26 protein-coding genes and 2 pseudogenes are annotated in these 24,550 nt (G+C 72.2%); 16 read left to right on the top strand and 12 right to left on the bottom strand.

The features are described 5' to 3' along the window. Positions 1-32 precede the first annotated feature (32 nt). On the top strand, positions 33-1,061 hold the full coding sequence (locus tag B072_RS0112880; protein ID WP_026245764.1) for a zinc-binding dehydrogenase: 1,029 nt from the start codon (positions 33-35) through the stop codon (positions 1,059-1,061). A gap of 37 nt (positions 1,062-1,098) precedes the next feature. Next, on the top strand, positions 1,099-1,950 hold the full coding sequence (locus B072_RS0112875; RefSeq protein WP_018530359.1) for an aldo/keto reductase: 852 nt from the start codon (positions 1,099-1,101) through the stop codon (positions 1,948-1,950). A 28-nt stretch (positions 1,951-1,978) separates the two neighbouring features. On the opposite strand, the gene B072_RS0112870 is transcribed toward B072_RS0112875, so the two are convergent. Continuing rightward, positions 1,979-2,515: a helix-turn-helix domain-containing protein gene (locus B072_RS0112870; RefSeq protein WP_018530358.1), complete on the bottom strand. Its 537-nt coding sequence runs from the start codon at positions 2,513-2,515 to the stop codon at positions 1,979-1,981. A 149-nt stretch (positions 2,516-2,664) separates the two neighbouring features. On the opposite strand from B072_RS0112870, the gene B072_RS0112865 reads away from it, so the two are divergent. Continuing rightward, positions 2,665-3,927 carry a benzoate/H(+) symporter BenE family transporter gene (locus tag B072_RS0112865; protein WP_018530357.1) on the top strand — a complete coding sequence of 421 codons (1,263 nt, stop codon included), beginning with the start codon at positions 2,665-2,667 and terminating at the stop codon, positions 3,925-3,927. On the opposite strand, the pseudogene B072_RS43095 reads toward B072_RS0112865, so the two are convergent. Together B072_RS43095 and B072_RS43090 are read right to left on the bottom strand one after the other, a co-directional pair. Continuing rightward, a pseudogene (locus tag B072_RS43095) lies at positions 3,893-4,201 on the bottom strand (glutamine amidotransferase-related protein); the annotation flags it as partial. The gene B072_RS0112865 and the pseudogene B072_RS43095 overlap by 35 nt on opposite strands. Next, positions 4,198-4,779: a type 1 glutamine amidotransferase gene (locus B072_RS43090; RefSeq protein ID WP_086020347.1), complete on the bottom strand. Its 582-nt coding sequence runs from the start codon at positions 4,777-4,779 to the stop codon at positions 4,198-4,200. The pseudogene B072_RS43095 and the gene B072_RS43090, both read right to left, overlap by 4 nt. A 259-nt stretch (positions 4,780-5,038) precedes the next feature. On the opposite strand from B072_RS43090, the gene B072_RS0112855 reads away from it, so the two are divergent. The 3 genes from B072_RS0112855 to B072_RS0112845 are packed head-to-tail and all read left to right on the top strand — an operon-like array spanning position 5,039 to position 7,497. Then, positions 5,039-5,890 carry a fructosamine kinase family protein gene (locus tag B072_RS0112855; protein ID WP_018530356.1) on the top strand — a complete coding sequence of 284 codons (852 nt, stop codon included), beginning with the start codon at positions 5,039-5,041 and terminating at the stop codon, positions 5,888-5,890. Between the two features lie 42 nt (positions 5,891-5,932). After that, positions 5,933-7,018, top strand: coding sequence for a dihydrodipicolinate reductase (locus B072_RS0112850; RefSeq protein WP_018530355.1), 1,086 nt, complete (start codon positions 5,933-5,935; stop codon positions 7,016-7,018). Beyond that, positions 7,015-7,497 carry a carboxymuconolactone decarboxylase family protein gene (locus B072_RS0112845; RefSeq protein WP_018530354.1) on the top strand — a complete coding sequence of 161 codons (483 nt, stop codon included), beginning with the start codon at positions 7,015-7,017 and terminating at the stop codon, positions 7,495-7,497. The genes B072_RS0112850 and B072_RS0112845 overlap by 4 nt, the downstream gene beginning before the upstream one ends. 27 nt (positions 7,498-7,524) lie before the next feature. On the opposite strand, the gene B072_RS0112840 is transcribed toward B072_RS0112845, so the two are convergent. Next, positions 7,525-9,156: a GMC oxidoreductase gene (locus B072_RS0112840; protein WP_018530353.1), complete on the bottom strand. Its 1,632-nt coding sequence runs from the start codon at positions 9,154-9,156 to the stop codon at positions 7,525-7,527. 211 nt (positions 9,157-9,367) lie between these two features. Here B072_RS0112840 and B072_RS0112835 point away from each other — a divergent pair, with 211 nt between their 5' ends. Continuing rightward, complete coding sequence (locus tag B072_RS0112835) at positions 9,368-10,240, top strand: esterase/lipase family protein (RefSeq protein ID WP_018530352.1); 873 nt, start codon at positions 9,368-9,370, stop codon at positions 10,238-10,240. A 4-nt stretch (positions 10,241-10,244) separates the two neighbouring features. Here the strand turns inward: B072_RS0112835 and B072_RS0112830 are convergent, their stop codons facing one another. Then, complete coding sequence (locus tag B072_RS0112830; protein ID WP_018530351.1) at positions 10,245-11,024, bottom strand: SAM-dependent methyltransferase; 780 nt, start codon at positions 11,022-11,024, stop codon at positions 10,245-10,247. Between the two features lie 396 nt (positions 11,025-11,420). On the opposite strand from B072_RS0112830, the gene B072_RS0112825 reads away from it, so the two are divergent. Then, positions 11,421-12,233, top strand: coding sequence for a nitroreductase/quinone reductase family protein (locus B072_RS0112825; RefSeq protein WP_018530350.1), 813 nt, complete (start codon positions 11,421-11,423; stop codon positions 12,231-12,233). Positions 12,234-12,270: 37 nt separating this feature from the next. Continuing rightward, positions 12,271-12,735 (top strand): cupin domain-containing protein, encoded by a 465-nt coding sequence (locus B072_RS0112820; RefSeq protein WP_018530349.1) that lies wholly within the window; start codon positions 12,271-12,273, stop codon positions 12,733-12,735. 13 nt (positions 12,736-12,748) lie between these two features. On the opposite strand, the gene B072_RS0112815 is transcribed toward B072_RS0112820, so the two are convergent. Next, positions 12,749-13,711 (bottom strand): D-2-hydroxyacid dehydrogenase family protein, encoded by a 963-nt coding sequence (locus tag B072_RS0112815; protein WP_234018844.1) that lies wholly within the window; start codon positions 13,709-13,711, stop codon positions 12,749-12,751. Between the two features lie 141 nt (positions 13,712-13,852). Between B072_RS0112815 and B072_RS0112810 the strand changes: the two genes are divergently transcribed. Both B072_RS0112810 and B072_RS0112805 read left to right on the top strand, forming a co-directional pair. Beyond that, positions 13,853-14,110 carry a DUF7218 family protein gene (locus B072_RS0112810; protein WP_018530347.1) on the top strand — a complete coding sequence of 86 codons (258 nt, stop codon included), beginning with the start codon at positions 13,853-13,855 and terminating at the stop codon, positions 14,108-14,110. Positions 14,111-14,360: 250 nt separating this feature from the next. After that, positions 14,361-15,230: a glycoside hydrolase family 16 protein gene (locus B072_RS0112805; protein ID WP_018530346.1), complete on the top strand. Its 870-nt coding sequence runs from the start codon at positions 14,361-14,363 to the stop codon at positions 15,228-15,230. Between the two features lie 66 nt (positions 15,231-15,296). Here B072_RS0112805 and B072_RS0112800 read toward each other — a convergent pair whose 3' ends face one another. Together B072_RS0112800 and B072_RS0112795 are read right to left on the bottom strand one after the other, a co-directional pair. Continuing rightward, positions 15,297-16,013, bottom strand: coding sequence for a ribonuclease H family protein (locus B072_RS0112800; RefSeq protein WP_026245762.1), 717 nt, complete (start codon positions 16,011-16,013; stop codon positions 15,297-15,299). Positions 16,014-16,087: 74 nt separating this feature from the next. Then, on the bottom strand, positions 16,088-16,480 hold the full coding sequence (locus B072_RS0112795) for a nitroreductase/quinone reductase family protein (protein WP_018530344.1): 393 nt from the start codon (positions 16,478-16,480) through the stop codon (positions 16,088-16,090). A gap of 393 nt (positions 16,481-16,873) precedes the next feature. Between B072_RS0112795 and B072_RS0112790 the strand changes: the two genes are divergently transcribed. After that, positions 16,874-17,722, top strand: coding sequence for an endo alpha-1,4 polygalactosaminidase (locus B072_RS0112790; protein ID WP_018530343.1), 849 nt, complete (start codon positions 16,874-16,876; stop codon positions 17,720-17,722). A gap of 21 nt (positions 17,723-17,743) precedes the next feature. Here B072_RS0112790 and B072_RS0112785 read toward each other — a convergent pair whose 3' ends face one another. The 3 genes and pseudogenes from B072_RS0112785 to B072_RS49950 form a co-directional block, all read right to left on the bottom strand. After that, complete coding sequence (locus tag B072_RS0112785) at positions 17,744-19,126, bottom strand: hypothetical protein (protein ID WP_018530342.1); 1,383 nt, start codon at positions 19,124-19,126, stop codon at positions 17,744-17,746. A gap of 76 nt (positions 19,127-19,202) precedes the next feature. Next, a complete protein-coding gene (locus B072_RS43085; RefSeq protein ID WP_018530341.1) occupies positions 19,203-19,862 on the bottom strand; it encodes a LytR C-terminal domain-containing protein in 660 nt (219 codons plus the stop codon). A gap of 6 nt (positions 19,863-19,868) precedes the next feature. Then, positions 19,869-20,003, bottom strand: a pseudogene (locus B072_RS49950) (LCP family protein); the annotation flags it as partial. Positions 20,004-20,643: 640 nt separating this feature from the next. Between B072_RS49950 and B072_RS0112770 the strand changes: the two are divergent. Further along, positions 20,644-20,889 (top strand): hypothetical protein, encoded by a 246-nt coding sequence (locus tag B072_RS0112770; RefSeq protein ID WP_018530340.1) that lies wholly within the window; start codon positions 20,644-20,646, stop codon positions 20,887-20,889. A gap of 21 nt (positions 20,890-20,910) precedes the next feature. Here the strand turns inward: B072_RS0112770 and B072_RS0112765 are convergent, their stop codons facing one another. After that, positions 20,911-21,861, bottom strand: a complete 951-nt coding sequence (locus B072_RS0112765; RefSeq protein ID WP_018530339.1) for an SDR family oxidoreductase — start codon at positions 21,859-21,861, stop codon at positions 20,911-20,913. 194 nt (positions 21,862-22,055) lie between these two features. On the opposite strand from B072_RS0112765, the gene B072_RS0112760 reads away from it, so the two are divergent. From B072_RS0112760 to B072_RS0112750, 3 genes are read left to right on the top strand one after another with little or no spacing between them, the layout of a single operon-like run. After that, a complete protein-coding gene (locus B072_RS0112760; RefSeq protein ID WP_018530338.1) occupies positions 22,056-23,678 on the top strand; it encodes an FAD-dependent oxidoreductase in 1,623 nt (540 codons plus the stop codon). Positions 23,679-23,716: 38 nt separating this feature from the next. Continuing rightward, complete coding sequence (locus tag B072_RS0112755; protein ID WP_018530337.1) at positions 23,717-24,283, top strand: rhodanese-like domain-containing protein; 567 nt, start codon at positions 23,717-23,719, stop codon at positions 24,281-24,283. Then, a complete protein-coding gene (locus B072_RS0112750) occupies positions 24,280-24,546 on the top strand; it encodes a metal-sensitive transcriptional regulator (RefSeq protein ID WP_018530336.1) in 267 nt (88 codons plus the stop codon). The genes B072_RS0112755 and B072_RS0112750 overlap by 4 nt, the downstream gene beginning before the upstream one ends. The last annotated feature ends 4 nt before the right edge of the window (positions 24,547-24,550 follow it).

Genomic DNA, 24,550 nt, shown 5'->3' with positions numbered 1-24,550 from the left:
CCGCACCACCCCAAGTCTGGAGTGCACCCTTCATGCGTGCAGCAGTGATGTACGGAGCCGGCGACGTCCGCGTCGAGGACCGGCCCGACCCGAAGATCGCCGTGTCGACCGACGCCGTGGTCCGCGTCGTCGCCTCGTGCGTGTGCGGCAGCGACCTGTGGCCGTATCAGTCGATGCCCGCCACCGAAACCGGCCGCCCCATGGGGCACGAGTTCCTCGGCGTCGTCGAGGAGACCGGCGCGGACGTGGCCGGACTCAAGGCGGGCGATCTGGTCGTCGCCCCGTTCACGTACAGCGACAACACCTGTGACTACTGCGCCAAGGGCCTGCAGATCTCGTGCCGCAACGGCGGCCGGTACGGACTCGACGGTGTCGACGGCGGTCAGGGGGAAGCCGTCCGCGTCCCGCAGGCGGACGGCACCTTGGTGAAGCTGCCGGTGGCCGCCGACTCCGCGCTGCTTCCTTCTCTGCTGGCGTTGTCGGACGTCATGACCACCGGTCATCACGGCGCGGTCACCGCGGGCGTCGGCCGTGGCGACGCGGTGCTGGTCGTCGGTGACGGTGCGGTCGGCCTGTGCGCGGTGATCGCCGCGAAGCGGCTCGGCGCCGAACGGATCGTGCTTGCGGGTCGCCACGAGGCGCGGACCGACCTGGGCCGCCGCTTCGGCGCCACCGACGTGGTCGCCGAGCGCGGCGAGGAGGGCGTCGCCCGTATCCGCGAGCTGACCGGCGGCGTGGACAAGGTCATCGAGGCCGTCGGCACCCGGCAGTCCCTCGACACCGCTCTCGGCGCGGTCCTGGACGGCGGGACCATCAGCCGTCTGGGCGTCCCGCAGTACGAGGAGGGCCCCATCGGTCCGGCCGAGTTCATGCGCAACATCACCCTGACCGGCGGCGCCAGCCCCGCACGCGCCTACATCGAGCAGCTGCTGCCCGATGTCCTGGACGGCACGATCGCTCCGGGCCGCGTGTTCGACCAGGAATTCCCTCTCGACCAGACGCCGGACGCCTACCGGGCCATGGCCGACCGCCAGGTCCTCAAAGCCCTCGTCCGCCCCTGACCCCCCTCACCCCGCACAGCTAAGGAACCAACTCCCCATGCAGTACGTGACCTTGAACAACGGCGTCGAGATGCCGCTCCTCGGCTTCGGCGTCTACCAGATTTCCGCCGACGACACCGAGCGCGCCGTCTCCGACGCCCTCGCCGCCGGCTACCGGCTCCTCGACACCGCCGCCGCCTACGGCAACGAGGAGGCCGTCGGCCGCGCCATCAAGTCCAGCGGAATCCCCCGCGACGACCTCTTCGTCACCACCAAGTTGTGGCTGCAGGACGCCCCCGCCGAGGACAACACCCGCCCCGCCTTCGAGACGTCGCTGACCAAGCTGGGCCTCGACCACCTCGACCTGTACCTGATGCACCAGCCGTTCGGCGACGTCTACGGACAGTGGCGCGCCATGGAGAACCTCCACCGCGAGGGCCTCACCAAGGCGATCGGCGTCGCGAACTTCTACCCCGACCGCCTCCTCGATCTGACCCTCAACAACGAGATCACCCCTGCGGTCAACCAGATCGAGACCCACCCCTTCTTCCAGCGCGCCGACTACCAGGACCTGATGCGCGAACACGGCGTCCAGATCCAGTCCTGGGGCGGCTTCGCCGAAGGCAAGAACGACCTCTTCACCAACCCGCTCCTCGCCGAGATCGGCGAGGAACACGACAAGACCGTCGCCCAGGTCGTCCTGCGCTGGCTCACCCAGCGCGGCGTCATCGCCATCCCCAAGTCGGTGCGCGCCGAACGCATGGCGGAGAACTTCGACGTCTTCGACTTCGAACTCACCGACGAGCAACTGGCCCGCATCGCCGCCCTCGACACCGGCGCCTCGCTCTTCTTCGACCACCACGACCCCGAGATCGTCGCCTGGCTCGCCAAGCGCCGCCTCGACGCCTGACGGCGTCCGCCCGGGGGCGTCACGGGCGTCAGCTCTTCGGGTACCGCACGAAGAGGATGCCGTGCACCTCGCCGTGCGGCGCCCGGTACAGGTGCGGTTCGTCGGCGGGCCAGTGGGCGTGGGCGCCCGGGCCCGCGGTCTGCGGTGCGTGCGGCAGGCCGACGACCGCGGTGCCGGAGAGCACCATCAGGCTCTCGGTGGTGCGCGGGACGTGGGCGGCCGACTCCTGGGTGGCGCCCTCGGCGATGGTGACGCGGAAGACGTCGGTGGCCGCGGCGTCGTCCTCGTACCGCTCGATCAGGACCGCGGTGACGGCACTGCCGGAGACGCCGGTCGCGCGCTCGGTGACGCCGGGCGGCGGGTCGTCGAGGACCACGCTCAGCGGGCGGCCGAGTTCGGTGGTCAGGGCGTAGAGCGTCTCCAGGGTGGGGTTGCGCAGGCCGCTCTCCAGTTCCGAGAGGGTGCCCTTGCCGACGCCCGAGCGGCGGGCGAGTTCGGAGAGCGAGAGGCCGGCGTCCTGGCGCAGCCGCTTCAGCCTGCGTCCCACTTCGTCGTTCAGGCCCATCGCCCCGGCTCCTGCCCGTAGCTGTTCCCGTACCCGGTTGACGGGCCGTCGCCCGCGTCCTTAGTGTTCCATAAACAGAACGTTCCGTTTATGGAACGCCCTGGAGTACTTGAGCAACCTGCCGCACGCCGCCCGGAAGTGATGCCCTCATGTCCCCGTCGCCCCCGTCCCCGCTCGCCCGCATACGCGCCCTCGCTCCGCCCTCGGCCGTCGCGGCGGGGCTCATCGCCGTGCTCGTCGGCGTCACGAGTTCGGCGGCCCTGGTGTTCACCGCGGCGCGGGCCGCCGGGGCCGACGCGCGGGAGACCTCCTCGTGGATGCTGGCGATCGGCGTCGGCATCGCCGTCACGTGCGTCGGCCTGTCGCTGCGGTTCCGGGCGCCGGTGGTCACCGCCTGGTCGACGCCGGGCGCGGCGCTGCTCGCCACCAGCCTCAGCGGGGTGTCGATGGCACAGGCCGTGGGAGCGTTCGTGTTCAGCGCCGTCCTGATGGTCGTGAGCGGGGTGACGGGGTGGTTCGCGAAGGCCATGGACCGCATCCCGGTGCCGCTGGCATCGGCGCTGCTGGCCGGGGTGCTGCTGCATTTCGGCACGAATCTGTTCGCCGAGATGAACGGCAGTTTCGCGATCGCCTTCCCCGTGTTCGCGCTGTACCTGCTGGCGCGGCGGTTGCTGCCCCGGTACGCGGTGCTCGTGGCGCTCGGCGGTGGCGTGGTGGCCTCGGTCCTCGCCGGCGGCTGGCACCTGGAGAAGGTCCGACTGTCGCTCGCGCACCCGGTGTTCACGGCACCCGAGTTCGACTGGAAGGTGCTCGTCAGCGTCGGTGTGCCGCTGTTCGTGGTGACGATGGCGTCGCAGAACATGCCCGGCGTCGCCGTGCTGCGCGGTTCGGGGTACGAGGTGCCGATCTCGCCGATGATGACGTGGATCGGCGCCGTGACGGCGGTGCTCGCGCCGTTCGGCGCGTTCGGTCTGAACCTGGCGGCGATCACCGCCGCGATCTGCACCGGCGAGGAGGCGCACCCCGACCGTGCGAAGCGCTATCTCGCGGCCGTCTGGTCGGGCGTCTTCTATCTGTGCGTGGGCCTGCTCGGCGCGACCGTCGTCTCGCTGCTGGCCGCGATGCCGCACGCGCTGATCATGGCGGTCGCGGGGGTCGGCCTCCTCGCCACGATCGAGGCGTCGCTCGCCGCCGCGCTGTCCGACGCGACGGCGCGCGAGGCGGCCGCGGTGACGTTCCTCGCGACCGCGTCCGGGGTCACGCTTCTCGGGATCGGCTCGGCGTTCTGGGGGTTGCTCGCCGGGGTGCTGACCAGCCTCGTCGCGTCGGTGGGACGGCGCAGGAAGGCGACCGCGCCGGTGCCCGCGCAGGCCGAGGTCAGTCCCGGCACACCGCAGCGAACCGGCGCGTGAAGAGCGACCAGACGGCGATCGCCGCGCCCTCGTCGGCAACGGCACGGGCATGCAACCGGTCCGGGTCGACGCCGCGCGCGGCGAGCTGATCGCGGTCCCAGACGGCGACGCGAGCGGCGTTCACCTCGGGATGGAACTGCACGCCCCACGCCCGCTCCTCCACCCGGAAGGCCTGATACGGGCAGTCGTCACTGGAGGCCAACCAGGCGGAGCCCGCAGGGAGTTCGGTGATGGCGTCGACGTGCCGCTCGATCGCGGGCACCACCGGGCCTAGGGCCTGTCTTCAGACTCCCGTCGTCGCCCGGAGGGCGGCCTCGCGGCGTCTGGTGCGTGCTCTCGGCGTGCCGGGGGCACGGCCTCGTACTGGACCGTACTTGGCCTTGTGCCCGGTGCGGCGAGAGCGCGTGCCAGGCGTCGCGGGGCAGACGGGAGTCTGAAGACAGGCCCTAGCCCGTGCAGCAGCGGATCGTCGGCCGCCTCCGGACGCAGCGTGATGGCCGTGCTGCCCAACTCGGGCCTGCCGTGGTCGGCCGCGACCGTGCCGCCCGCCACCTGGGCCAGCATCTGCCCGCCGAGGCAGATCCCGAGCATCGGGCTGCCGTCCGCGAGTGCCTGGGCCACCAGGTGCCGGGTGGCGGGGAGCCAGGGGGCGCGTGCGTCGTCGTCCGGGAGGTAGCCGCCGCCGAGCACGAGCAGCGGCCGCCCGTCGAGCGACGCGGGCAGCGCCTCGCCCGCGTACGGGCGCACGACCCGCACGTCGAGCCCGGCCTCACGCAACCAGTCACCGACCCGACCGGGACCTCCGCGCTCGGTGTGCTGCACCGCCAGGACGGGACCGCGTCCGCTTTGCACCGCGCTCAACTCCTCTGCACCGTCGCTACGTTGATCAGGAAGCAGCAGATCAAGGCGCGGCACTCACCGTCAACGGCAGGGAGCCGCAGACGGCAGGGGCGGCAGCCGGCAGAGCACGCGGGCCGACAGCCCGAGTTCTCCGGGCTCCTGAAGACCGCAGACCTTCCCAGGGCGCGGGGAACCGCGCGGCCAGCCACGACGTACCCCACGCCCGCCGACGCCGCCCCGCCCCGCGATCGAGCCCCTCTACCCTGAACCCATGTCCGCCCCCTCCACCATCACGGAACGCTTCACCCACTCCCCCGCCACCTCCGAGCGCCGCCTCTCCACGCACCTCACGGAAGTCACCCTCGCCGACGGCCGCGTCGTCATGGCCAAATCAGCGGACGCTCCGGGCGCCACGTGGGCCGAGGCGGCCGGGCTGCGCTGGCTCGCCGACGCGAAGGCGGTGCGGGTGCCGGAGGTGCACGGGCACGACGAACGGTGGCTGGTGACCGACCGGGTCGCCGAGGGCCGGCCGAGCACCGAGGGAGCCGTCCGGTTCGGCCGCGAACTGGCGGCACTGCACGCCGCGGGCGCCCCCGCGTTCGGCGCCCCGCCACCGGACGGACCCGTGGACGCGTACATCGGGCTCGCCCCCATGCGCAATGCGCGGGGCGACGACTGGCCGGGCTGGTACGCCGAGCACCGGGTGCTGCCCTATCTGCGCCGGGCCGTCGACGAGGGGACGCTGACCGACGCCGAGGCCGGAACGATCGAGCGGGTCTGCGAGCGGCTGCCCGAACGCGCGGGCCCCGCCGAGCCGCCCGCCCGGCTGCACGGCGACCTGTGGAACGGCAACGTCCTGTGGGACACCGGCGGCTCCGCCTGGCTGATCGACCCGGCCGCGCACGGCGGACACCGTGAGAGCGACCTCGCGATGCTGCACCTGTTCGGCGCGCCGCACCTCGACGGGATCGTGGCCGGCTACCAGGAGGCGGCGCCGCTCGCGGAGGGCTGGCGCGAGCGCGTCCCGCTGCACCAGCTCTTCCCCCTCCTGGTGCACACGGTCCTCTTCGGCCGCGGCTACGCCGAGCAGGCCCTGTCCGCCGCCAGAACCCAACTCACGTAGTGAGTCTATGAACTGACACCCCATCAGGTTACGCTCCGGCGCATGACATCCACGGTGATCTGGGGCACCGGCAACGTGGGCCGCGCGGCGATCAGAGCCGTCTCCGCTCACCCCGCGCTCGCCCTGTCAGGTGTGCTCGTGCACGATCCCGCGAAGGCCGGCCGCGACGCCGGCGACCTTGCCGGACTCGACCGCGCCCTCGGGGTGGCGGCCACGACCGACGTCGAGGCGACGCTCGCGACCCGCCCCGACGCCGTCGTGTACGCGGCGTCCGGCGATCTGCGTCCCGACGAGGCCCTCGACGACATCTGCCGGGCGCTGCGCGCCGGGGCCGTCGTCGTCACGCCCGCCCTCTACCCGCTCTACGACCCGGCGAGCGCGCCGCCCGACTTCACCGATCCGGTGCGCGCGGCGATCGCCGAGGGCGGCGGCTCGCTGTTCGTGTCGGGCGTCGACCCGGGCTGGGCCAACGACGTGCTGCCGCTCCTGGTCAGCGGCCTCGGTACGCACATCGACACGGTTCGCTGCCAGGAGATCTTCGACTACTCGACGTACGACCAGCCGGACGCCGTCCGCGACCTGATCGGCATGGGGCACCCCATGGAGTACGAGCCGCTGATGCTCGCCGAGACGGTCCCGACGATGGTGTGGGGTGGCCAGATCCGGTTGCTCGCCCGCGCGCTCGGCGTCCAACTCGACGAGATTCGCGAGACGTTGGAGCGTCGCCCGCTGGAGAGCGACGTGACGACGGAGATCATGGGTGACTTCGCCGCGGGCACCCAGGGCGCGGTCCGCTTCGAGGTGCAGGGCGTCGTCGACGGCGAGGTACGGCTGGTCGTCGAGCATGTCACCCGCATCCATCCGTCCTGCGCGCCGGACTGGCCGATGCCGCCCGGCGGCGGGGCCGGCGCGCACCGGGTCGTCATCGAGGGCCGCCCGCACATCGAGGTCACCGTGCAGGCCACCGACGAGGGCGGCAACCACTCCGCGGGCGGCAACGCCACCGCCGTCGGCCGGCTGGTCGGCGCCATCGAATGGCTGGTCGCGGCGGAGCCCGGCCTCTACGACGCGCTCGACGTCCCCCTACTCCCCGCCACCGGCCGCCTGGGAAGGAAACAGCAGCCATGATGATCGACGTACCCGACGACAAGGACCCGATCGCGTACGTGTGGGGCGAGATGGTGCCCGGCATCGGCGTGGCGGCGGCACAGTTCTCGATGGCCGTCTACGACCATTCGACGCTGGGGCTGCGGGAGTTCGAGGCGGCACGGCTGCGCATCGCGCAGATCAACGGCTGCTTGTTCTGCCTCGACTGGCGGACCGAGCGCGACGGCGAGGAGAAGGTCGAGGAGTCGTTCGCCGACGCCGTCACCGAGTGGCGCACCACGGACGCCTTCGACGAGCGGACCCGGCTGGCCGCCGAGTACGCGGAGCGGTACGCGCTCGACCCGCACGGCCTGGACGAGGAGTTCTGGAAGCGGATGTCCGCGCGCTACAGCCAGGCGGAGATCGTGGAGCTGAGCATGAGCATCGGCTCGTGGCTCGCGTTCGGACGGCTCAACCACGTCCTCGGCCTCGACGCGGTGTGCGTCCTGCCCAAGCCCTGAGACAGCGGCCCGGGCAGGACGTTCGCCTCACAGATCAGTGGCGACGATCTTCGCGATGTTGCGCTCGGCGAGCGCGGTGATGGTGACGAACGGGTTCACGCTGGTGTTGCCCGGGATGAGCGAACCGTCCATCACGTAGAGCCCTGAATAGCCGTGCAGGCGACCGTAGTTGTCGGTCGCCTTGTTCAGGATCGCGCCACCCAGCGGGTGGTAGGTGAGGTGGTCGCCCCAGATCTTGTACGTGCCGAACAGGTCGGTGCGGTAGATCGTGCCCTCCTTGCTGTTGATCCTGTCGAAGATGGTCTTGGCCGCGTCGATGGACGTCTGCTTCCAGGCCCGCTGCCAGCTCAGGTCGACCCCGCCGGTCGTCGGGTTGTACGTGAACTCGGCGCGCTGCGGGGTCTTCGTGATGGACAGGTAGAACGACGCGTACGTCTCGATGCCGGTCGGCAGCGGCGCGACCTCGGCGAAGGCGCCGCCCGCCGCCCAGTTGTCGATGCCGCCGGTCGGGATGGACGCCTGGAGCGCACCGGTGGGGTCCCAGAGGTGGTTGGCGCGGCCGCACATGACGTTGCCGTTGTCGCCCCAGCCCTTGCCGATCTCGCCGTTCAGGGCGGGCAGGGCGCCGGTCGCCTTGAGCCGGGTGAGCAGTTTGCTGGTGCCGACACTGCCCGCGGCGAGGAAGACGCGGTCGGCGGTGATCTCCTTGGTGGCGGTGGTGGCGCCGCTGGTGTCGAGCTGGTCGATGCGGACCGTGTAGCCGCCGCCGGAGGCGGGGACCACCGACGTCACCTTGTGCAGGGGGGAGATGGAGACCCGCCCGGTCGCCTTGGCGCGGGCGAGGTAGGTCTTCTGCAGGCTCTTCTTGCCGTAGTTGTTTCCGTACAGGATCTCGCCCGCGAGCGCCGACTTCGGGACGGTACCGGCGGCCTCCTGCTCCATGTAGTCCCAGTCGTACACGTCGGGCACGAACACGAACGGAAACCCGGAGCGCTGTGCGTGCTTGCGGCCGACACGCGCGTACTTGTAACACTCGGCGGTCTCGAACCAGTCCGGGTCGATGGTGGCGACGCCCAGGCCGGCGTTGGCGCGCGGGTAGTACGTGCCGTACATCTCCGCGGGGTCGACGGACGGCAGGATGGCCGCGAAGTTCTCCTGCTTCGGCGTGACGGCCATACCGCCGTTGACCAGCGAACCGCCGCCGACGCCGCGGCCCTGGTAGACGGTGATCCCGGCGAACTCCTCGGCGTCGAGGATGCCGGTGTAGCGCGGGACGGTCTTGTCGATGGGGAAGCCGAGGAAGTTGCTCAGCGGTTGCTTCGTTTTGGTTCTGAGCCAGAAGGATCTGTTGTCCGGGGTCGTCGTGTTGGCGAAGATCTTGCCGTCGGAGCCCGGGGTGTCCCAGGCCATGCCCATCTCCACCATCTGCACGTCGACGCCGGCCTCGGCGAGGCGCAGCGCGGCCACCGAGCCGCCGTAGCCGGTGCCGATGACGAGGGCGGGGAGGTGTGCGCCGTCGGCGACGGCGGCGGCGCGGGGCTGTGCTGCGGCGGCGTGACCGGTCAGGGTCGCGGCACCGAGAAGAGAACCTGTTCCTACGATGAAGCCACGACGGGTCAGTCCGTTTCGGCCGACTTCAGGGCGGGTTGCCTCGGTCATTTACGGTTCCTCACTCTCGACGGAATGGGAACGAGTTCTACTGCCGATCGCGTGGCAAGTCGATGCAAACTGACGGGTAATCAGCGTCCGATTCCGGCCCGATTGAACCGATCTTGTTCTACGCCAAGTGGATCATTCCGGACGCGCGGCCACCGACGGGCATGAAGAGGCTGGGGTCGAGTGATCGTCCCCCTCGCCACCGGGAGTCCCCTTGTCCTTCCCGTCCGTCCTGCGGTCCGCCGCCGTGACCGTGATCGCCGCCGCGCTGTTCCTCGGCCCGGCCGCCGAGGCCGACGCTGCCACCAGCGCCGATCCCGTCCCTGCCGCCAAGAAGCTCGCCACGCCCGGCCTGCCCGGGGTCAACGACTGGTCGTGCACACCGTCCGCCGCGCACCCCCGGCCGGTGATCCTGGTCCACGGCACCTTCGCCACGGGACAGGTGTGGAAGGAGACGGCTACCGCCTACAAGAAGGCCGGGTACTGCGTCTTCGCCCTCGACTACGGCAGGACGGGCGGCCTGCTGAGCCTGTTCGTGGGCGGCGTCGGACGGATCGCCGGCTCGGCCGAGCAGCTCGGGGTGTTCGTCGACGGCGTGCTCGCCGCCACCGGGGCGCGGCAGGTGGACCTCGTCGGGCACTCGCAGGGCGGCATGATGCCGCGTCAGTACATGAAGTTCGAGGGCGGTGCGGACGCGGTGCACACCCTGGTGGGGATCTCCCCGTCGAACCACGGCACGGGCCGCTCCGATCTCGCGCCGGCGCTCGGCGCCCTCGTCGACGTCCCGTGCCCGGCCTGCACGGACCAGATCCACGGCTCGTCGTTCCTGCGGAAGCTCAACGCGGGCGGGGACACCCTGCCCGGCACCTCCTACACCGTGATCGTCACCGCCAAGGACAAGGTGGTCGTACCGCCCACGAGCCAGTTCCTCACGGGCGCGAACGTCGACAACATCCTGCTGCAGGACGTCTGCCCGGCGAACGGGGCGCAGCACAGCGACTCGCTGTCCGACCCGGTGGCCACGCGCCTCGCCCTCAACGCCCTGGACCCGGAGCACGCCGTGAAACCGGCGTGCCCGCTGGGCTGACGCATCAGGGGATCCGCGCCACGGCCCCGTAGATCCCGCTCTCCTCCGGCTCGGGGACGTCGTCGCCCCGGGACCAGTCGGTGACCGCCACCAGGCCGGGGGCGACGAGTTCGAGCCCGTCGAAGAACCGGGCGACCTGCTCGCGGGTGCGGAAGGCGAGCCGGATGCCGGCCCGCTCGTACTCGGCGACGACCTGCGCGGCCAGGTCCGGGCGCCAGTCCGACGAGGCGTTGGTGAGCACGAGGTGACTGCCCGACGGCAGCGCGGCGACCAGCCGGGCGACGATGCCGTACGGGTCCTGATCGTCGGTGATGAAGTGCAGCAGGGCGATCAGCGACAGCGCGACGGGCCGGTCGAAGTCGAGGACGGAGCGGGCGTGTTCGAGGATGACCTCGGGTTCGCGGACGTCGCCCATGAGGTAGTCGGTGGCACCTTCGGGGCTGCCGGCCAGCAATTCCTGCGCGTGCCGCAGCACGAGAGGGTCGTTGTCGGTGTAGACGACCCGCGCGGACGGCACGACGCGCTGCGCGATCCGGTGCAGATTCGGTTCGGTGGGGATGCCCGAGCCGATGTCGAGGTACTGGTCGACGCCTTGCCGCGCGAGCCAGGCGACGGCCCGGTGCATGAACTCCCGGTTCTGCCGTGCCGCGTCCCGCGCCTGCCCGGGCAGTTTCACCCCGACGGCCTCGTCGACGGGGTAGTTGTCCTTGCCGCCGAGCAACCAGTCGTAGACCCGTGCGGGGTGCGCCCGGGTGGTGTCGATGCGGGGTGCGGATGCCGTCATGGGGGCTCCATCGTCGCGAGGGCGGTCCTGTCTGTCGCTGTGATCCACCCGCAGTCTGCCACGCCAACTGCCGTCCATGATCGCCCTGTTGGGGATTCACCGCCGGTACGTCTTTGACAGCGAGGCGTCACATCTGTTCCGATGACCGCGGAGCCGCGTGGCCCCGGCCACAGAGCAGTGGGCCGGCCGGACGCCGGGCGAGCACCCTTCACTCCGGGACGACGCCATGAGTTCTCTCCCCTAGCGACACCCCGCAGCCGCACCGCCGCGACCTGAGGCGCTCTTGAAGCCCTCTTGATCTGCTGACGCGCGTGCGCGCTCTCCCGCGTATCCACCTCTTTCGCCCTTCTCGATCGTCACGGCCGCGCGCCGTCCTGCCTGGAGAGACGACTCCGCATGCCCGAAAACCCTTCCGACCTGCTGCTCCTCACCACCACGGGCGCCCGCTCGGGCCGTCCGCACACCGTGCCGCTCGGCTGCGTCCGGCACGCCGGTCTGCTGCTGGTGGTGGCCTCGAACCTGGGCGCCGACCGGCACCCGGCCTGGTACCACAACCTGCTGGCCCGGCCCGTCGTGACGGTCGAGCTCGACGGTTACGCCCTCGAGGCGGTGGCGGTACCCGCGCAGGGCGCGCGCCGCGACGAGCTCTTCGCCGCCGTGGTCCGCGCCGCCCCCGGATACGCCGACCATCAGGCGGCCACCGCCCGCACGCTTCCGGTCGTGGTGCTCGACCGGCCCACGACCGACGCCCCGGCGACCGTGACCACGCTCGCCGGGAAGCTGCTCCAGGTCCACGTCTGGCTGCGCGAGCAGCTGCGCCGGGTCCGTGAGGAGACCGAGGCGCACCTCGCCGGGACCGACACGTCGGTGCCGGGTCTCGGCCTGCAGATTCGGCAGCACTGTCTGGCGTTCTGCCAGTCCCTGGAGTTCCATCACGTCAGCGAGGACGGCCATCTCTTTCCCGGGATCGCCCGGTGGCACCCTGAGCTCGCGGACGTCCTCGAGCGGCTGCGCGCCGAGCACGTGGAAGTGGCGCGTATGCAGAAGGCCCTCGTCGCGCTGGTCGACGACGTGACGACCGCCGACCCGGTGACCTTCCGTGCGGAACTCGCGCGCATGACGAAGGAGCTCATCGCGCATCTCGACCACGAGGAGGAACACCTGCTGCCCGTGCTCGCCGACGTGCCGTGGCCGCCACCGCGCCCGTAGGGTCGGCATCCACGACCGTCTTCCGGAAGGAGCCGCCTTGCGCGACTGGCAGAGCGAGCTGGACCTCGAACCGCACGGCGAGGGCGGCCACTTCCGGCGGATCTACACCAGCCCGCACGAGATCCCTACGCCGCACGGGCCGCGCCCCTCGGCCAGCTCGATCTACTACCTGCTCGACGAGCGGCAGCCGAGCGGCCTCCTGCACCGCAACCGCAGCGACATCCTGCACTTCCTCGTGGACGGCGGCCCGCTGGAGTACGTCACCGTCGACGAGCGGGGCACGCTGTCACGGACCCTGCTCGGCCCGGACGACGAGCGTTTCCTGCTCGTGCCGGGCGGCTGGTGGAAGGCGTCACGGCTCGTCGGCGAGGCCCGGCACGGCCTCGTCGCGGAGGTCGTCACGCCCGGTTTCGACTACGCGGACCATGAGTTCGCGACCCGTGCCGTGCTCGATGATTTCCCTCAACTGGCCGACGCGCTGCGGGCGTTCGTACGTACCTGAAGGCGCTCGGCACTCAGCCGAGCGTGCGGACGGGGCTGCCCGTCAGGTACGCCTCGATGTCCTCGACCGCGCCCCGGAAGTAGCCCTCGTAGTTGCGGCGGGTGACGTAGCCGAGGTGCGGCAGGCCGAGGAAGTTCGGCGCGGTGCGCAGCGGGTGGTCGAGCGGGAGGGGTTCGGTCTCGAAGACGTCGCTTCCCGCGCCGGCGATCCATCCCTCGCGCAGCGCCCGTACGAGGGCGTCCTGGTCGACGATCGCCGCGCGGGAGGTGTTGACCAGGTAGGCGGTGCGGCGCATCCGCTTCAGTTCGTCGGCGCCGATCAGGCCGCGCGTGCGGTCGCCGAGCACGAGGTGCACGGAGACGAAGTCGCTGGTCTCCAGGAGCTCCTCCTTGGATGCGGCGAGGGTCGCCCCGGCCTCGGCGGCGCGTTCCTCGGTGAGGTTCTGGCTCCAGGCGGTGACGTCCATGCCGAAGGCGGCGCCGACCCGGGCGACCCGGGTACCGATCTTGCCGAGTCCGAGCAGGCCGAGGCGGCACCCGTGGAGATCGGCGCCGAGCGTGGACTGCCAGGGTCCGCCCGCGCGCAGGCTGTCGTTCTCCGGGACGATGCCGCGGGCGAGGCCGAGCAGGAGCGCCCAGGTGAGTTCGGCCGGGGGTTCGGAGCTGCTGGGGGTGCCGCAGACGGTGACGCCGTGCGCGGCCGCGGCGGCGAGGTCGATGGAGGCGTTGCGCAGGCCCGAGGTGATCAGCAGCCGCAGCCGGGGCAGGCGGGCGAACAACTCGGCCGGGAACGGGGTGCGTTCACGCATCACGACGACGATCTCGCAGTCGGCGATCTCGGCCACGAGCGCGTCGTGCGCACCGATGTACCGGTCGAGGAAGCGGACGTCGACCCGGCCGGAAAGGCTCTCCCAGTCGGCCAGATCACGCGCGACGCCCTGATAGTCGTCGAGCACGGCACAACGCAGCGTGGCCACCCAAACTCTCCTGTCCGATCGGCTTCCGAGATCGCCGAGAACCCTAGTACGGCGCGCCCGGCCTTCGCGTGGCGGCCGCGGCGCACCCGGGGTAGGCAGGAAGGACCGGTTCGTGATCCGACCCCGTTGGAGGTGGTGGCTGTGCCCAGAGCGCAGATCAAGGACGAGAAGACGTACCAGGCGCTGCGCCGGGAGGGCGCGGGCAAGGAGAAGGCGGCCCGGATCGCCAATGACGCGGCCCGCTCGTCACGCGCGGCGACCGGCCGCAAGGGCGGGAAGGCGGGCGCGTACGAGGACCGCACGAAGGACGATCTGTACCGCGAGGCGAAGAAGATCGGTATCGAGGGGCGCTCCCGGATGACCAAGGACGAACTCGTCAGGGCGTTGCGCGACCGCTGACGCGTACCTCCTGCTCATCCGCGCCCGAGGCCCCGGACGTCGTCGACGCCGGGGCCTCGCCATGTCCGCGTGCGTCGCCAACCGGCCGTGCGCGAAAGCAAGTTGGTACGGACGAATCTCTTGACGCCTCTTCCACCCGCCCCTTAAATCAACCCTTGAACGAATCGCACCACGCGCACCTCCCTTGTCTTCACTTTCTGGCGTGTCCGAGACAGGCACGATCCCCCTACCCGAAGTGACGTGATGCTCCATGCGCAGTTCGCACCGTTCCCGCAGTTTCCTGCGTCGCCGGCTCCCCCTGGGCGCGGCCGCACTCCTGTGTCTCGGCGCGGGGCTGGTCCCCGCCGCCAACGCCGCGGGCACCTACGACGCGAAAGCGGCGGCTGTCACCTTCTCCGACGACTTCGACGGGCCCGCGGGCTCGGCGGTCGACGGGTCGAAGTGGCAGATCGAGACCGGCGACAACGTCAACAACCACGAACGGCAGTACTACACGGCCGGCAACAACAACGCGGCGCTCGACGGACAGGGCCACCTGGTCATCACGGCCCGCAAGGAGAATCCGTCCAACTACCAGTGCTGGTACGGAACCTGCGAGTACACGTCGGCACGCCTGAACACGTCGGGCAAGTTCTCGACGACGCACGGGCACGTCGAGGCACGGATGAAGATTCCGCGCGGGCAGGGCATCTGGCCCGCGTTCTGGATGCTCGGCGACGACATCGGCTCGGTCGGCTGGCCGAACTCCGGCGAGATCGACATCATGGAGAACGTCGGCTTCGAGCCGTCCACGGTGCACGGCACGATCCACGGGCCCGGCTACTCCGGTTCGGGCGGAATCGGCGCGGGGTACTCGCTGCCGGGCGGGCAGGCCTTCGCGGACGACTTCCACACGTTCGCGGTGGACTGGTCACCGAACGAGATCAAGTGGTCGGTGGACGGCACCGTCTACCAGACGCGGACGCCCGCCGACGTGGGCGGCAATCAGTGGGTCTTCGAGAAGCCGTTCTTCGTGATCCTGAACCTGGCCGTGGGCGGTTACTGGCCGGGCGACCCGGACGGCAGCACGCAGTTCCCGCAGCAGCTGATCGTCGACTACGTCCACGTGTCCAACGGCTAGCGGGTTCGGCGGGTTCGAGGACAGACGTTCGGGGGTCCGGCCACGTCGGCCGGACCCCTCGTCCGGTCAGGCCGACTCGCGGCACTCCGGATGACCCCAGCCGTCGGGGTTCTTGGCGATCAGCTCGCCGGCGGCGTAGGTGCGGCCGCAGCGGCAGCGGCCGGGAAACTTGGCCTTCAGGGTGCGCGAGGACGCGGAGGAGGAAGCGGAGGCGGCGGAGCCCGCCGCGCGCTTCTTCGGGGCCGCGGACCGGGACGGCGCCTTGGCCTTGGACGACGGCGCCGAGGGCGGCGGCAGGGGCGAGCCGTGGGCGGTGCCCGCAGCCTCCTGCACGACGGCCGCCTGACTGGCGGCCCGGTCGGCGAGGTCGTTGAGCGGGTCACCGTCGACCTGGTGCGCGGGCACGTACTTGAACTCGACCTTGCGGCCCTCGAGGAGCGCGTCGATCCGGGCCACGAGCTCCTGGTTGGCGACCGGCTTGCCGGACGCGGTCTTCCAGCCCTTGCGCTTCCAGCCCGGCAGCCACGTCGTGACCGCCTTCATCGCGTACTGGGAGTCCATCCGGACCTCCAGCGGGACATCGGCCGCGATGGTGCTCAGCAGCCTTTCCAGGGCGGTGAGTTCGGCGACGTTGTTCGTCGCGGTGCCGAGCGCGCCGGCCTCCCACTGGACGACCTTCTCGTCACCGTCGGCGACGACCCAGGCCCAGCCGGCGGGCCCGGGATTTCCTTTGGACGCGCCGTCACACGCGGCGATCACACGTTCTGCCATACCCCCGATCATGCCAGGGTGCGCGCCGGGCCGAAGACCACCCGCGACCACTGGCATGTCCACGCCGTGCGCGATCGGGCAGGTGGTCAGGCCAAGTCGACGCGGATCGTGAGGAGTTCGCTGCCCACGGCGCGTACGGCCGCGCTGTTGAAGAACGGCAGGGTCCTCAGCCGGGCCCGGGCGTCGTCCTGCGGCAGGAGGTGGGCGACGCCGTCGTACCAGCGGCCGCGGATCCTGACGCGCACCTTCGGGTCGGCCTGGATGTTGCGCACGTACTGGGACTTGAGGCCGAACTCGGAGACGAGCCACAAGGTGTCGCCGATGCGCCGCCCGCCCACGGGGGTGCGCCGGGGCTGCCCCGAGACGCGGCCGGTGGTCTCCACGAGCATCTGCCCCGGCAGTCTTCGCGTCAGCGGGTTGGCGACCCTGCGCTGGAACGTCGTGACGAGTCGGTGCCGGGTGTCCTGATCACGCGCCATGCCCCCGCACTTTAGTCGCAGACGGCCGGATCGGACATGGATCGATCACGGTCGGATCGATCACCCGCGAACGGCCGCGGGCGGACCGACCGCGTACGAACAGCAGGAAGCCCCGACCGTGACGGGGGACCACGGCCGGGGCGGCTCTGGGTGGACACGGATGGCGGTCGCCTCTCGGCGGGGGGCTCCGCAGGGCTTCAGCCGAACGATCTTCCCTGCGGGCGATAGGTGAGGCCCGGGGACACTGTTCCATCCGTGCCCACGGTGGGTTCAACGGGCAGGGGGTCCCTGTTGTTCCCGACTGCCCCGGAGCGGGTCGTGAGGTGGGTCACGGCCGGACGGATCACGGAGTTGCCCGTCAGGGAAGTGCCGGGCGCCTCATAGAGTTCAGGGGTGATCTTCGTCCCGTCCCCGCGTCGTGCCGCTCGCCCGTCGGCCGTCGGCCTCGTTCTCACCGCCGTCGCCCTGCTGCTGACGGCCTGCTCGTCGACCACCACGTCCGGCTCCGGCGACCGTGCGCCGAAGGTCGTACGGCCGACGCCGAACGTCGGCTTCGACTACCAGATCGGCGGCCCGTACCGGCCGCCCTCCGGGGTTCGGGCCGTCTCCCGCGACCGGAGCGCGAAGCCCGCGCGCGGGCTCTACAACGTCTGTTACGTCAACGCGTTCCAGGCCCAGCCGGACGCGCTGCGCCGGTGGCAGCGCGACGATCCCGACCTGCTGCTGCGCGACGGCCGCGGAAAGCTCGTGATCGACGAGGACTGGGACGAGGCGCTGTTCGACATCTCGACGGCGGACCGGCGGGCGCGCCTGGCGAAGATCGTCGGGAGCTGGGTCGACGGCTGCGCGCGGGACGGGTTCCAGGCGGTCGAGCCGGACAACCTCGACTCCTACACGCGTTCGCACGGGCTGCTCGACGCCTCGGACGCGGTGGCCTTCGCCCGTCTCCTGGCCGAACGGGCCCATGCGGCGGGACTCGCGGTCGGCCAGAAGAACACCACCGAACTGCTCCCGAAGCATGCCGTCGTCGGGTTCGACTTCGCCGTCGCCGAGGAGTGCGGGCGCTACGACGAGTGCGGCGACTACGCGTCGGCGTACGACGACCGGGTCTTCGTGATCGAGTACCGGAGCACGGACTTCGAGCGGGCCTGCCGGGCCCTGGGGTCCCGCCTGTCCATCGTGCTGCGCGACGTCGACGTGCGGCCCGCGGGGACGAAGGGGTATGTGCGGCGGGACTGTTGAGCCCGGGCTCCCCGCACTTCCCTAGCCGGTCGGTGCCGCCGCGCCCAGGGCGTCCAGGCGGCGCCGGATCGCCTCCAGCGCGCCGGGGCGACGGCCCGGGACCTGGTGGCGCAGCGCGGTGAGGGCGGCCGCGTGGGTGCGGGCGCGGGCCGGGTCGGCGAGCTGCTCCCACTGGTGGTGAGCGCGGTCGACGGCCGACTGGACGTCCTCGTCGCTCGGGGCCTCGCCCCGCGCGAGCCGGGCCCGCGCCGCCGCGGCCCACAGCTCGCAGCTGTGCCCCGGATCCTGGGCGAGCCGCGCCAGATCGGCCCGCACCTCCAGCCAGTGGATGGCCTGCGCCGACCCGGTCCCGTAGGCACGCACCGCCTCCCCCTCGCACCTCGCAGCCAGGGCGGCGGCCTCCCCGTGCCGCCCGGCTCGCGCGGCGGCGAGCACCGCGGGCAGCGGATCGGCCGCGCCGCCGGGCGCGGGGCTCGACGGGGGCTCAGGAGCGGGGGTGGGTGCGGGGACAGCGACGGGTGGGGCCGTTGCCGTCGGGACGTGCGCGGGCAGGGGCGCGACGGCGCTCGCCGCGCGCGTGTGCTGCTCCGGCACGGGGCCCGGAGCAGCGGCAGGCGGAGCGGCGGCGCGCTTCGGTACGGGGTCCGCCGCAGGCGCCGTGGGCGGGGGCGACGGAGACGCGGGCACTGGATACGCCGGTGCCGCGGGCGCGGGCACCTGAGGCGCGGGCGCTTCGGGCGTGGCCCCCTCCGCAAGGAACAACGCGTCCGCAGGGCCCGAGCGGGCGGCTGCGGCTTCGTGGAGCTGGGGCAGGGGCGGGAGCGCGCCGGTGCGCCAGATGTCGGCGTACGTCCTGAGATACGCGGGGGTCTGGATCGCGCGCCGGGGCGGTGGCGGGGTGACGCGGCCGAAGAGGCGGATGCCGTGGCCGAGGCCGACACCGCCGGTGCGCACGTGCTGCCAGGCGTCCGCGTCGGCGACCAGGTCGAGGACGACGGTCGTGGTGTGCGCGCGGCGCAGCGCGAGTTCGCCGGTGAGCCAGTGCCAGGGCAGCGCCGTGTAGCGCAGCGTCGACGGGGTCGTGCGGGCCAGTGCCAGGTGCGGCAGTCGCTGGCGGTCGTCGAGGTGGAGCTGACCGGTGACGTACACGTACAGCGGACCCGGCAGGGCGGCGGCGGTCCGTATGCGGGTGAGGACGTTCTGCGGGTCGAGCGGGTCGGCGAGTTCGACGACGGTGGCCGCCGCGGTACCGGTGAGCGCGCTCGGCACCACCGCGGCGAGCGCGGGCAGCACGGCGGCCGCGTCGATGAGGCATCCCTTCCCGGCGGGGGCCGCCGCGAGCAGCAGCGCCGTCCCCACCTCGGCGGGTTGTGCCTGGTTGTTGCCTTGCGCGTTGATCACCACCAGAGCACGGTAACCGGAATCCGACGGGCCGGGTGACCGCTCCGCGAACCCCAACTGGTCCGACTACAGGTGATTTTCAGCCCTTCTGTCCCTTCGGGTGCGGACAGCGCAGCCGGTCCCCCGCCACCGGGGCGCCCTCCACCATGCTGCGGTCGTGGACGACCCGCGTCACTCCGCGGTCCTCGCTGCCGACGACGACGCGGAAGGCGGGACCGGATCCGGCCACGGGACGCAGTACCGCACCGGGCAGCGCGGCCGCCAACGCTGGCGCGTACCGGGTGCGTTCGGGGTCGTACGTGACGACGGTCGGGCCGTCCGGGCGCGCGTGCGGCGCCGCCGACGCGGTCGCGGCGAACCCGCTGGCGCGCAGGCCCTCGGCGATCCGCGCGTCGTCGACCGTCACCTGCACCTCGGACGGCGGCATGCCGACGGGTACGGGTCCGTCGGCCGGGAACTCGGCGGTGAGCGGCCGGTCCTCGCGCAGCGCGGCGAACATCCGTTCCGCGCGCGGCTCGTCCCAGAGGAGCGAGGAGCCCCGGTCGGGGACGCGGTGGTCGAAGTCGGAGATGGGCACGGTCGCGAACTCCGTCTGCCGTGGGGTGAGTTCGCGCAAGGACCAGGCGAGAGTGAGGAGTGTTCCGGCGTCCGTGTGCCCGTCGGTGCGTACGTTGGAGAGCAAGGCGTGGGTCGCGCGGGCGGTGGCGACCGGGTCCTGGAAGAGTTTCGCGTCGGACATCCGGGCCAACATGCCGACCAGCAGCCGCTGCTGGCGGCGTACGCGGCCGAGGTCGCCCGGCGGAAGGACGTGCCGGGCACGGACGTAGCGCAGGGCGCGGGGGCCGTCGAGGGTGTGGGTGCCGGCGGGCAGGTCCAGGCCGGAGTTCTCGGCGCGTGCATACCTCCGCGAGGGGACGTCGGGTGGGCCTGGTTCCTGCGGTGCGGGTGGAAGGTGTCGGCCGGCGGCATTGCCCGATCGACGCGGCGGGCCAGGGCGGCGAGCAGGTGCCGCCCGCCGTGGTGGTCACCGCGCCACAGCAGGGCGGTGCCTTCGCAGGCGAGCCGGTACGCGGCGCGGGCGGTGGTGCGGTCGTCGGCGACGACGACGCGGCGGGGCGCCCTGGGCCGGGTCAGGGAGCGCCAGCGCGCGGACAGGACGCGCTCATGGCCGGACGCGGTGTCGGGTTCGGTCCAGTGCAGGACGGTCACCGGTGTTCTCCTCGTGGTGGGACGTGCGGGGCACGAAGAGCACTTCGACGAGGAGCGGGAGTCGTCCGCCCGGGTCACCGGACGGACGTACGGACGGAGGTGTCAGCGTGTGTGCGGCTCCCGCGTCGAAGTGCGCGGGAGGAGGTCGCCGAGGACGAGACCGGGCACGATGCCGTGGACCATGAGGGGGCCTTTCGCGTCGGATGCGCGTTTCCCGCGCACGCGGTCACGCCGGAAAACCTGAAGGAACGGGGCCGATCTTCCCACGGCCGTGAGGTGCGGCCCACCGCCACGGCGGGGAAGCTGGCCCCATGGAGATCGAAGGCGGGCTTGACGGATATCCCTCGGTTGTCGTGCACGCGGCCCAGCCCGGCGGGCGCAGGGTCCACATCAAGGGCGAGGACGCGGGCCTCGCCAGGTCGCTGGCGGACGTGGTGGAGTTCCTGCGCCGGGCCGGTCTCGATGACGCGCCGCTGGACGATCCGGACGTCGTCGAGTGGCGCGGTGGCGGCAGCGGGATCTGGCCCGCGCGGATCGACGACCCGGACGATCTCTGACCCCTTCCGGAGCGGCCCGGCCTAGCGGTACCCGGTGACGTCGGCAGGTGCGCCCGCGTCCTGCACCTCCACCAGGTACCGCCAGGCGTCCGGCCTGCTGCCGTCGAGGTCGGTGTAGCCGTAGACCTGGGCGAGGCCGCCGCTGGACTGGGACGTGCCGTTGAACCGGGCGACGTCGGGGTCGGCGGCGAGCGCGGCGACGGCACGGCCGACGTAGCGCGGGGTCTCAGAGATGGCGAAGTGCGGCTGGGCGGTCAGCGCGTCGCGCCAGGTGTCCTCGGTGACCTTGAAGGCGTCGAGCATGATCTCCGAGCGCAGCCAGCCGGGGGTGAGCGCCACGGCGCTCGCGCCGCGCGGGCCCAGTTCGTGGCCGAGGGAGAACGCCATGCGCAGCACGGAACTCTTGGCGAGGTCGTAGAAGAAGGAGTTGCGGTAGTTCACCGCGTTGTACTCGGCGGTGCCGTCGGTCATCTCGACGACCAGTCCGCCGGGTGTGCGCAGCAGCAGGGGCAGCGCGAAGTGGCTGGTGATGGCGTGCGTCTCGACGGCGAGTCGGTGCAGCCGCAGCCCCTTGTCGAGGTCGTGCTCCCAGACGGGCGCGTCCCAGGCGAAGAGGTGTTCGCCGCCCCAGATGTCATTGACGAGGAGATCGAGACGGCCCTGCTCGGCGTCGACGCGCTCGACCAGGGCGCGCACCTGTTCCGGTTCGAGATGGTCGGTGGGGACGGCGATGCCGTGGCCGCCCGCCGCGGTGACCAGGTCGGCGGTGTCCTCGATGGTCTCGGGCCTGTCGTACTCCGAGCGCCGTTCGCGCGTGCTGCGCCCCGTGACGTAGACCGTGGCGCCCGCCGCGCCCAGCTCCACCGCGATCCCGCGGCCCGCGCCCCGGGTGGCGCCCGCGACGAGGGCGACCTTGCCGCGCAGTGACGAGGCGCGCTCCGCGTCGCCCCGAGTGTGCTCCGTGTCTGTCATGGCCTGCTCTCCCGTCTCGGTCGGCCCGGCCGCGTCGGCCGGACACGTCGAGCATCCCCGCGAATCCCGACACCTTCTGTCCGGCTTCCGGCGCGTCGGTGCGTGATCACCCTCACCCGGCCCCGCCCATACCCCCCTGGGTATTTTTGATACCCTCGGGGGTATAGAGTCGCAAGTGGCACCAGGAGGTTCTCGTGAAGGTCGTCATCGTCGGAGGCGTGGCGGGCGGCATGTCCGCGGCGACGCGGTTGCGCCGGCTCGACGAGCGGGCGGAGATCGTCGTCCTCGAACGCGGCGCGCACGTCAGCTACGCGAACTGCGGGCTGCCGTACTTCCTGGGCGGCGTGATCGAGGAGCGGGACGCCCTGCTCGTCCAGACACCCGAGGCGCTCCGTGCCCGGTTCCGGATCGATGTGCGGGTGCGCAGCGAGGCCGTCGCCGTGGACACCGCGGCGCGGACCGTGACGGTGCGGGACCTGGAGAGCGGCGCCCGGTACACGGAGTCGTACGACCGTCTCGTGCTCAGCCCGGGCGCCCGGCCGTTCGTGCCGGAACTGCCCGGCGTGGAGCGGGCGTTCACCCTGCGGGACGTGTCGGACACCGACCGGATCGCGGCCGAGCTGGCCGCGGGCGTCCGCTCGGCCGTCGTCGTCGGCGCCGGGTTCATCGGCGTGGAGGCGGCGGAGAACCTGCGTCGCCGCGGTCTCGACGTGACGCTGGTGGAGCTCGGCGCGCAGGTGCTTCCGCCGCTCGACCCGGAGATGGCCGCGCCGCTCGCCACCGAGCTGCGTACGGCCGGCGTCGACCTGGCGCTCGGCACACAGCTCAAGGAGGTGCGGGCGCACGAGGTCCTCCTGGACGACGGACGGACCGTCCCCGCCGACCTGGTCCTCATGGCGATCGGCGTGCGCCCGGACGTCGGGCTGGCCCGCGCCGCGGGCATCGCGATCGGCCCGCGCGGCGGCATCGCCGTCGACGAGACCGGCCGCACCAGCGACGAGGCCGTGTACGCGGTCGGGGACGCGGCCGAGAAGCGTGACGCCCTGAGCGGCGAGAGCACCCTCGTGCCGCTGGCGAACCTGGCCAACCGGCACGGACGGCTGGTCGCCGACGCGATCGCCGGGCGCCCTGTGTCGGCCCGTCCCGCGACCGGCACCGCCGTCGTCCAGGTCTTCGGCCTGACAGCGGCGGCCACCGGCTGGAACGAGAAGCGGCTGCGTGCGGCGGGCCGCCCGTACCAGGCGCTGCACCTGCACCCCGGCTCGCACGCGGGCTACTACCCCGGCGCCTCGCCGATCGCCCTCAAGGTCCTGTTCGACCCGACGGACCTCACCATCCTCGGCGCGCAGGCGGTCGGCGCGGACGGCGTCGACAAGCGCGTCGACGTGCTCGCGACCGCCATCGCGGGCGGGCTCACCGCGCCCGAACTCGCCGATCTGGAGCTGGCGTACGCCCCGCCGTACGGCTCGGCGAAGGATCCGGTCAACATGGCCGGGATGATCGCGGAGAACCTGGCCACCCGGACCGACCGCACCGTCCAGTGGCACGAGCTGGCCGCGGCGCGGGAGGCGGGGGCCGCCCTCGTCGACGTCCGCACGCGGGCCGAGCACGCCCGGGGCGCCATCCCCGGCGCCGTGAACATCCCGCTCGACGAACTGCGCGAGCGGGCCGCGGAGCTGCCCGCCGGCGAGCTCGTCGTGCACTGTCAGGTCGGCCTGCGCGGTCACACCGCGCTGCGCCTGCTCGCCGGGCTCGGCCGCGACGCCGCCAACCTCGACGGCGGATACGCCACCTGGTCCGCGGGCCGGGCCGCATGACGCACCCCACCACCGCACCCACCTCACGAAGGAGCACCATGAGCACCACCCTCGCCCCGGCGGAGCTGCACGCCCGCCCCGCCGACAGCACCCTCGTCGTCGACGTGCGGGCGCCCGGCGAGTACGCGTCCGGTCACGTGCCCGGCGCGGTGAACGTGCCGGCCGACCGTCTCGACGCGCTCCTGCCCGACCTGCGGGCCGCGGCCGAGCGGCGCAGCCTCGTCGTGGTGTGCGCGGCCGGACAGCGCTCCGCCGCCGCCTGCGCCAAGCTCGCGGGCGAGGGCGTCGAGGCCGTCGGCCTCGCGGGCGGCACGCGGGCCTGGTCGGCCGAGGGCCTCCCCGTCGACACGGCACCGCGCGAGGGGCGCGCCGTCTGGGCGATGGACCGCCAGGTCCGTTTCACCGCGGGCGCGCTGGTCCTGACCGGGCTCGCGCTCGGCACCCGCGCCCCCAAGGGCCGGCTGCTGGCCGCGGGCGTCGCCTCGGGCCTCGTCTACTCCGGTCTGAGCAACACGTGCGGGATGGCGGCCGTCCTCGGCAAGCTGCCCTTCAACCGTCCGGCGCCCGACGCCCTCGACGCGGCCCGCGCCGCCCTGCGCGCGTGAGCGGCACCCCGGCGGCGACGGACGCCGTCCTCAAACGTCTGCGCCGCGCCCAGGGCCAGCTCGCCGGAGTGATCGCGATGATCGAGGCGGGCCGCGACTGCAAGGACGTCGTGACCCAACTGGCCGCCGTGTCCCGGGCGTTGGACCGGGCCGGCTTCAAGATCATCGCGTCCGGCATGCGGGACTGCATGAACGCGGCGGACGGTGAACAGCCTCCCCTCAGCGAGGAGGAGCTGGAGAAGCTGTTCCTCTCCCTCGCCTGACCTC

The organism is Streptomyces sp. HmicA12 (assembly GCF_000373565.1).
Taxonomy (GTDB): domain Bacteria; phylum Actinomycetota; class Actinomycetes; order Streptomycetales; family Streptomycetaceae; genus Streptomyces.
Note: the sequence above shows the minus strand (reverse complement) of the source record. Positions and strands in the feature narration are given on the sequence as shown.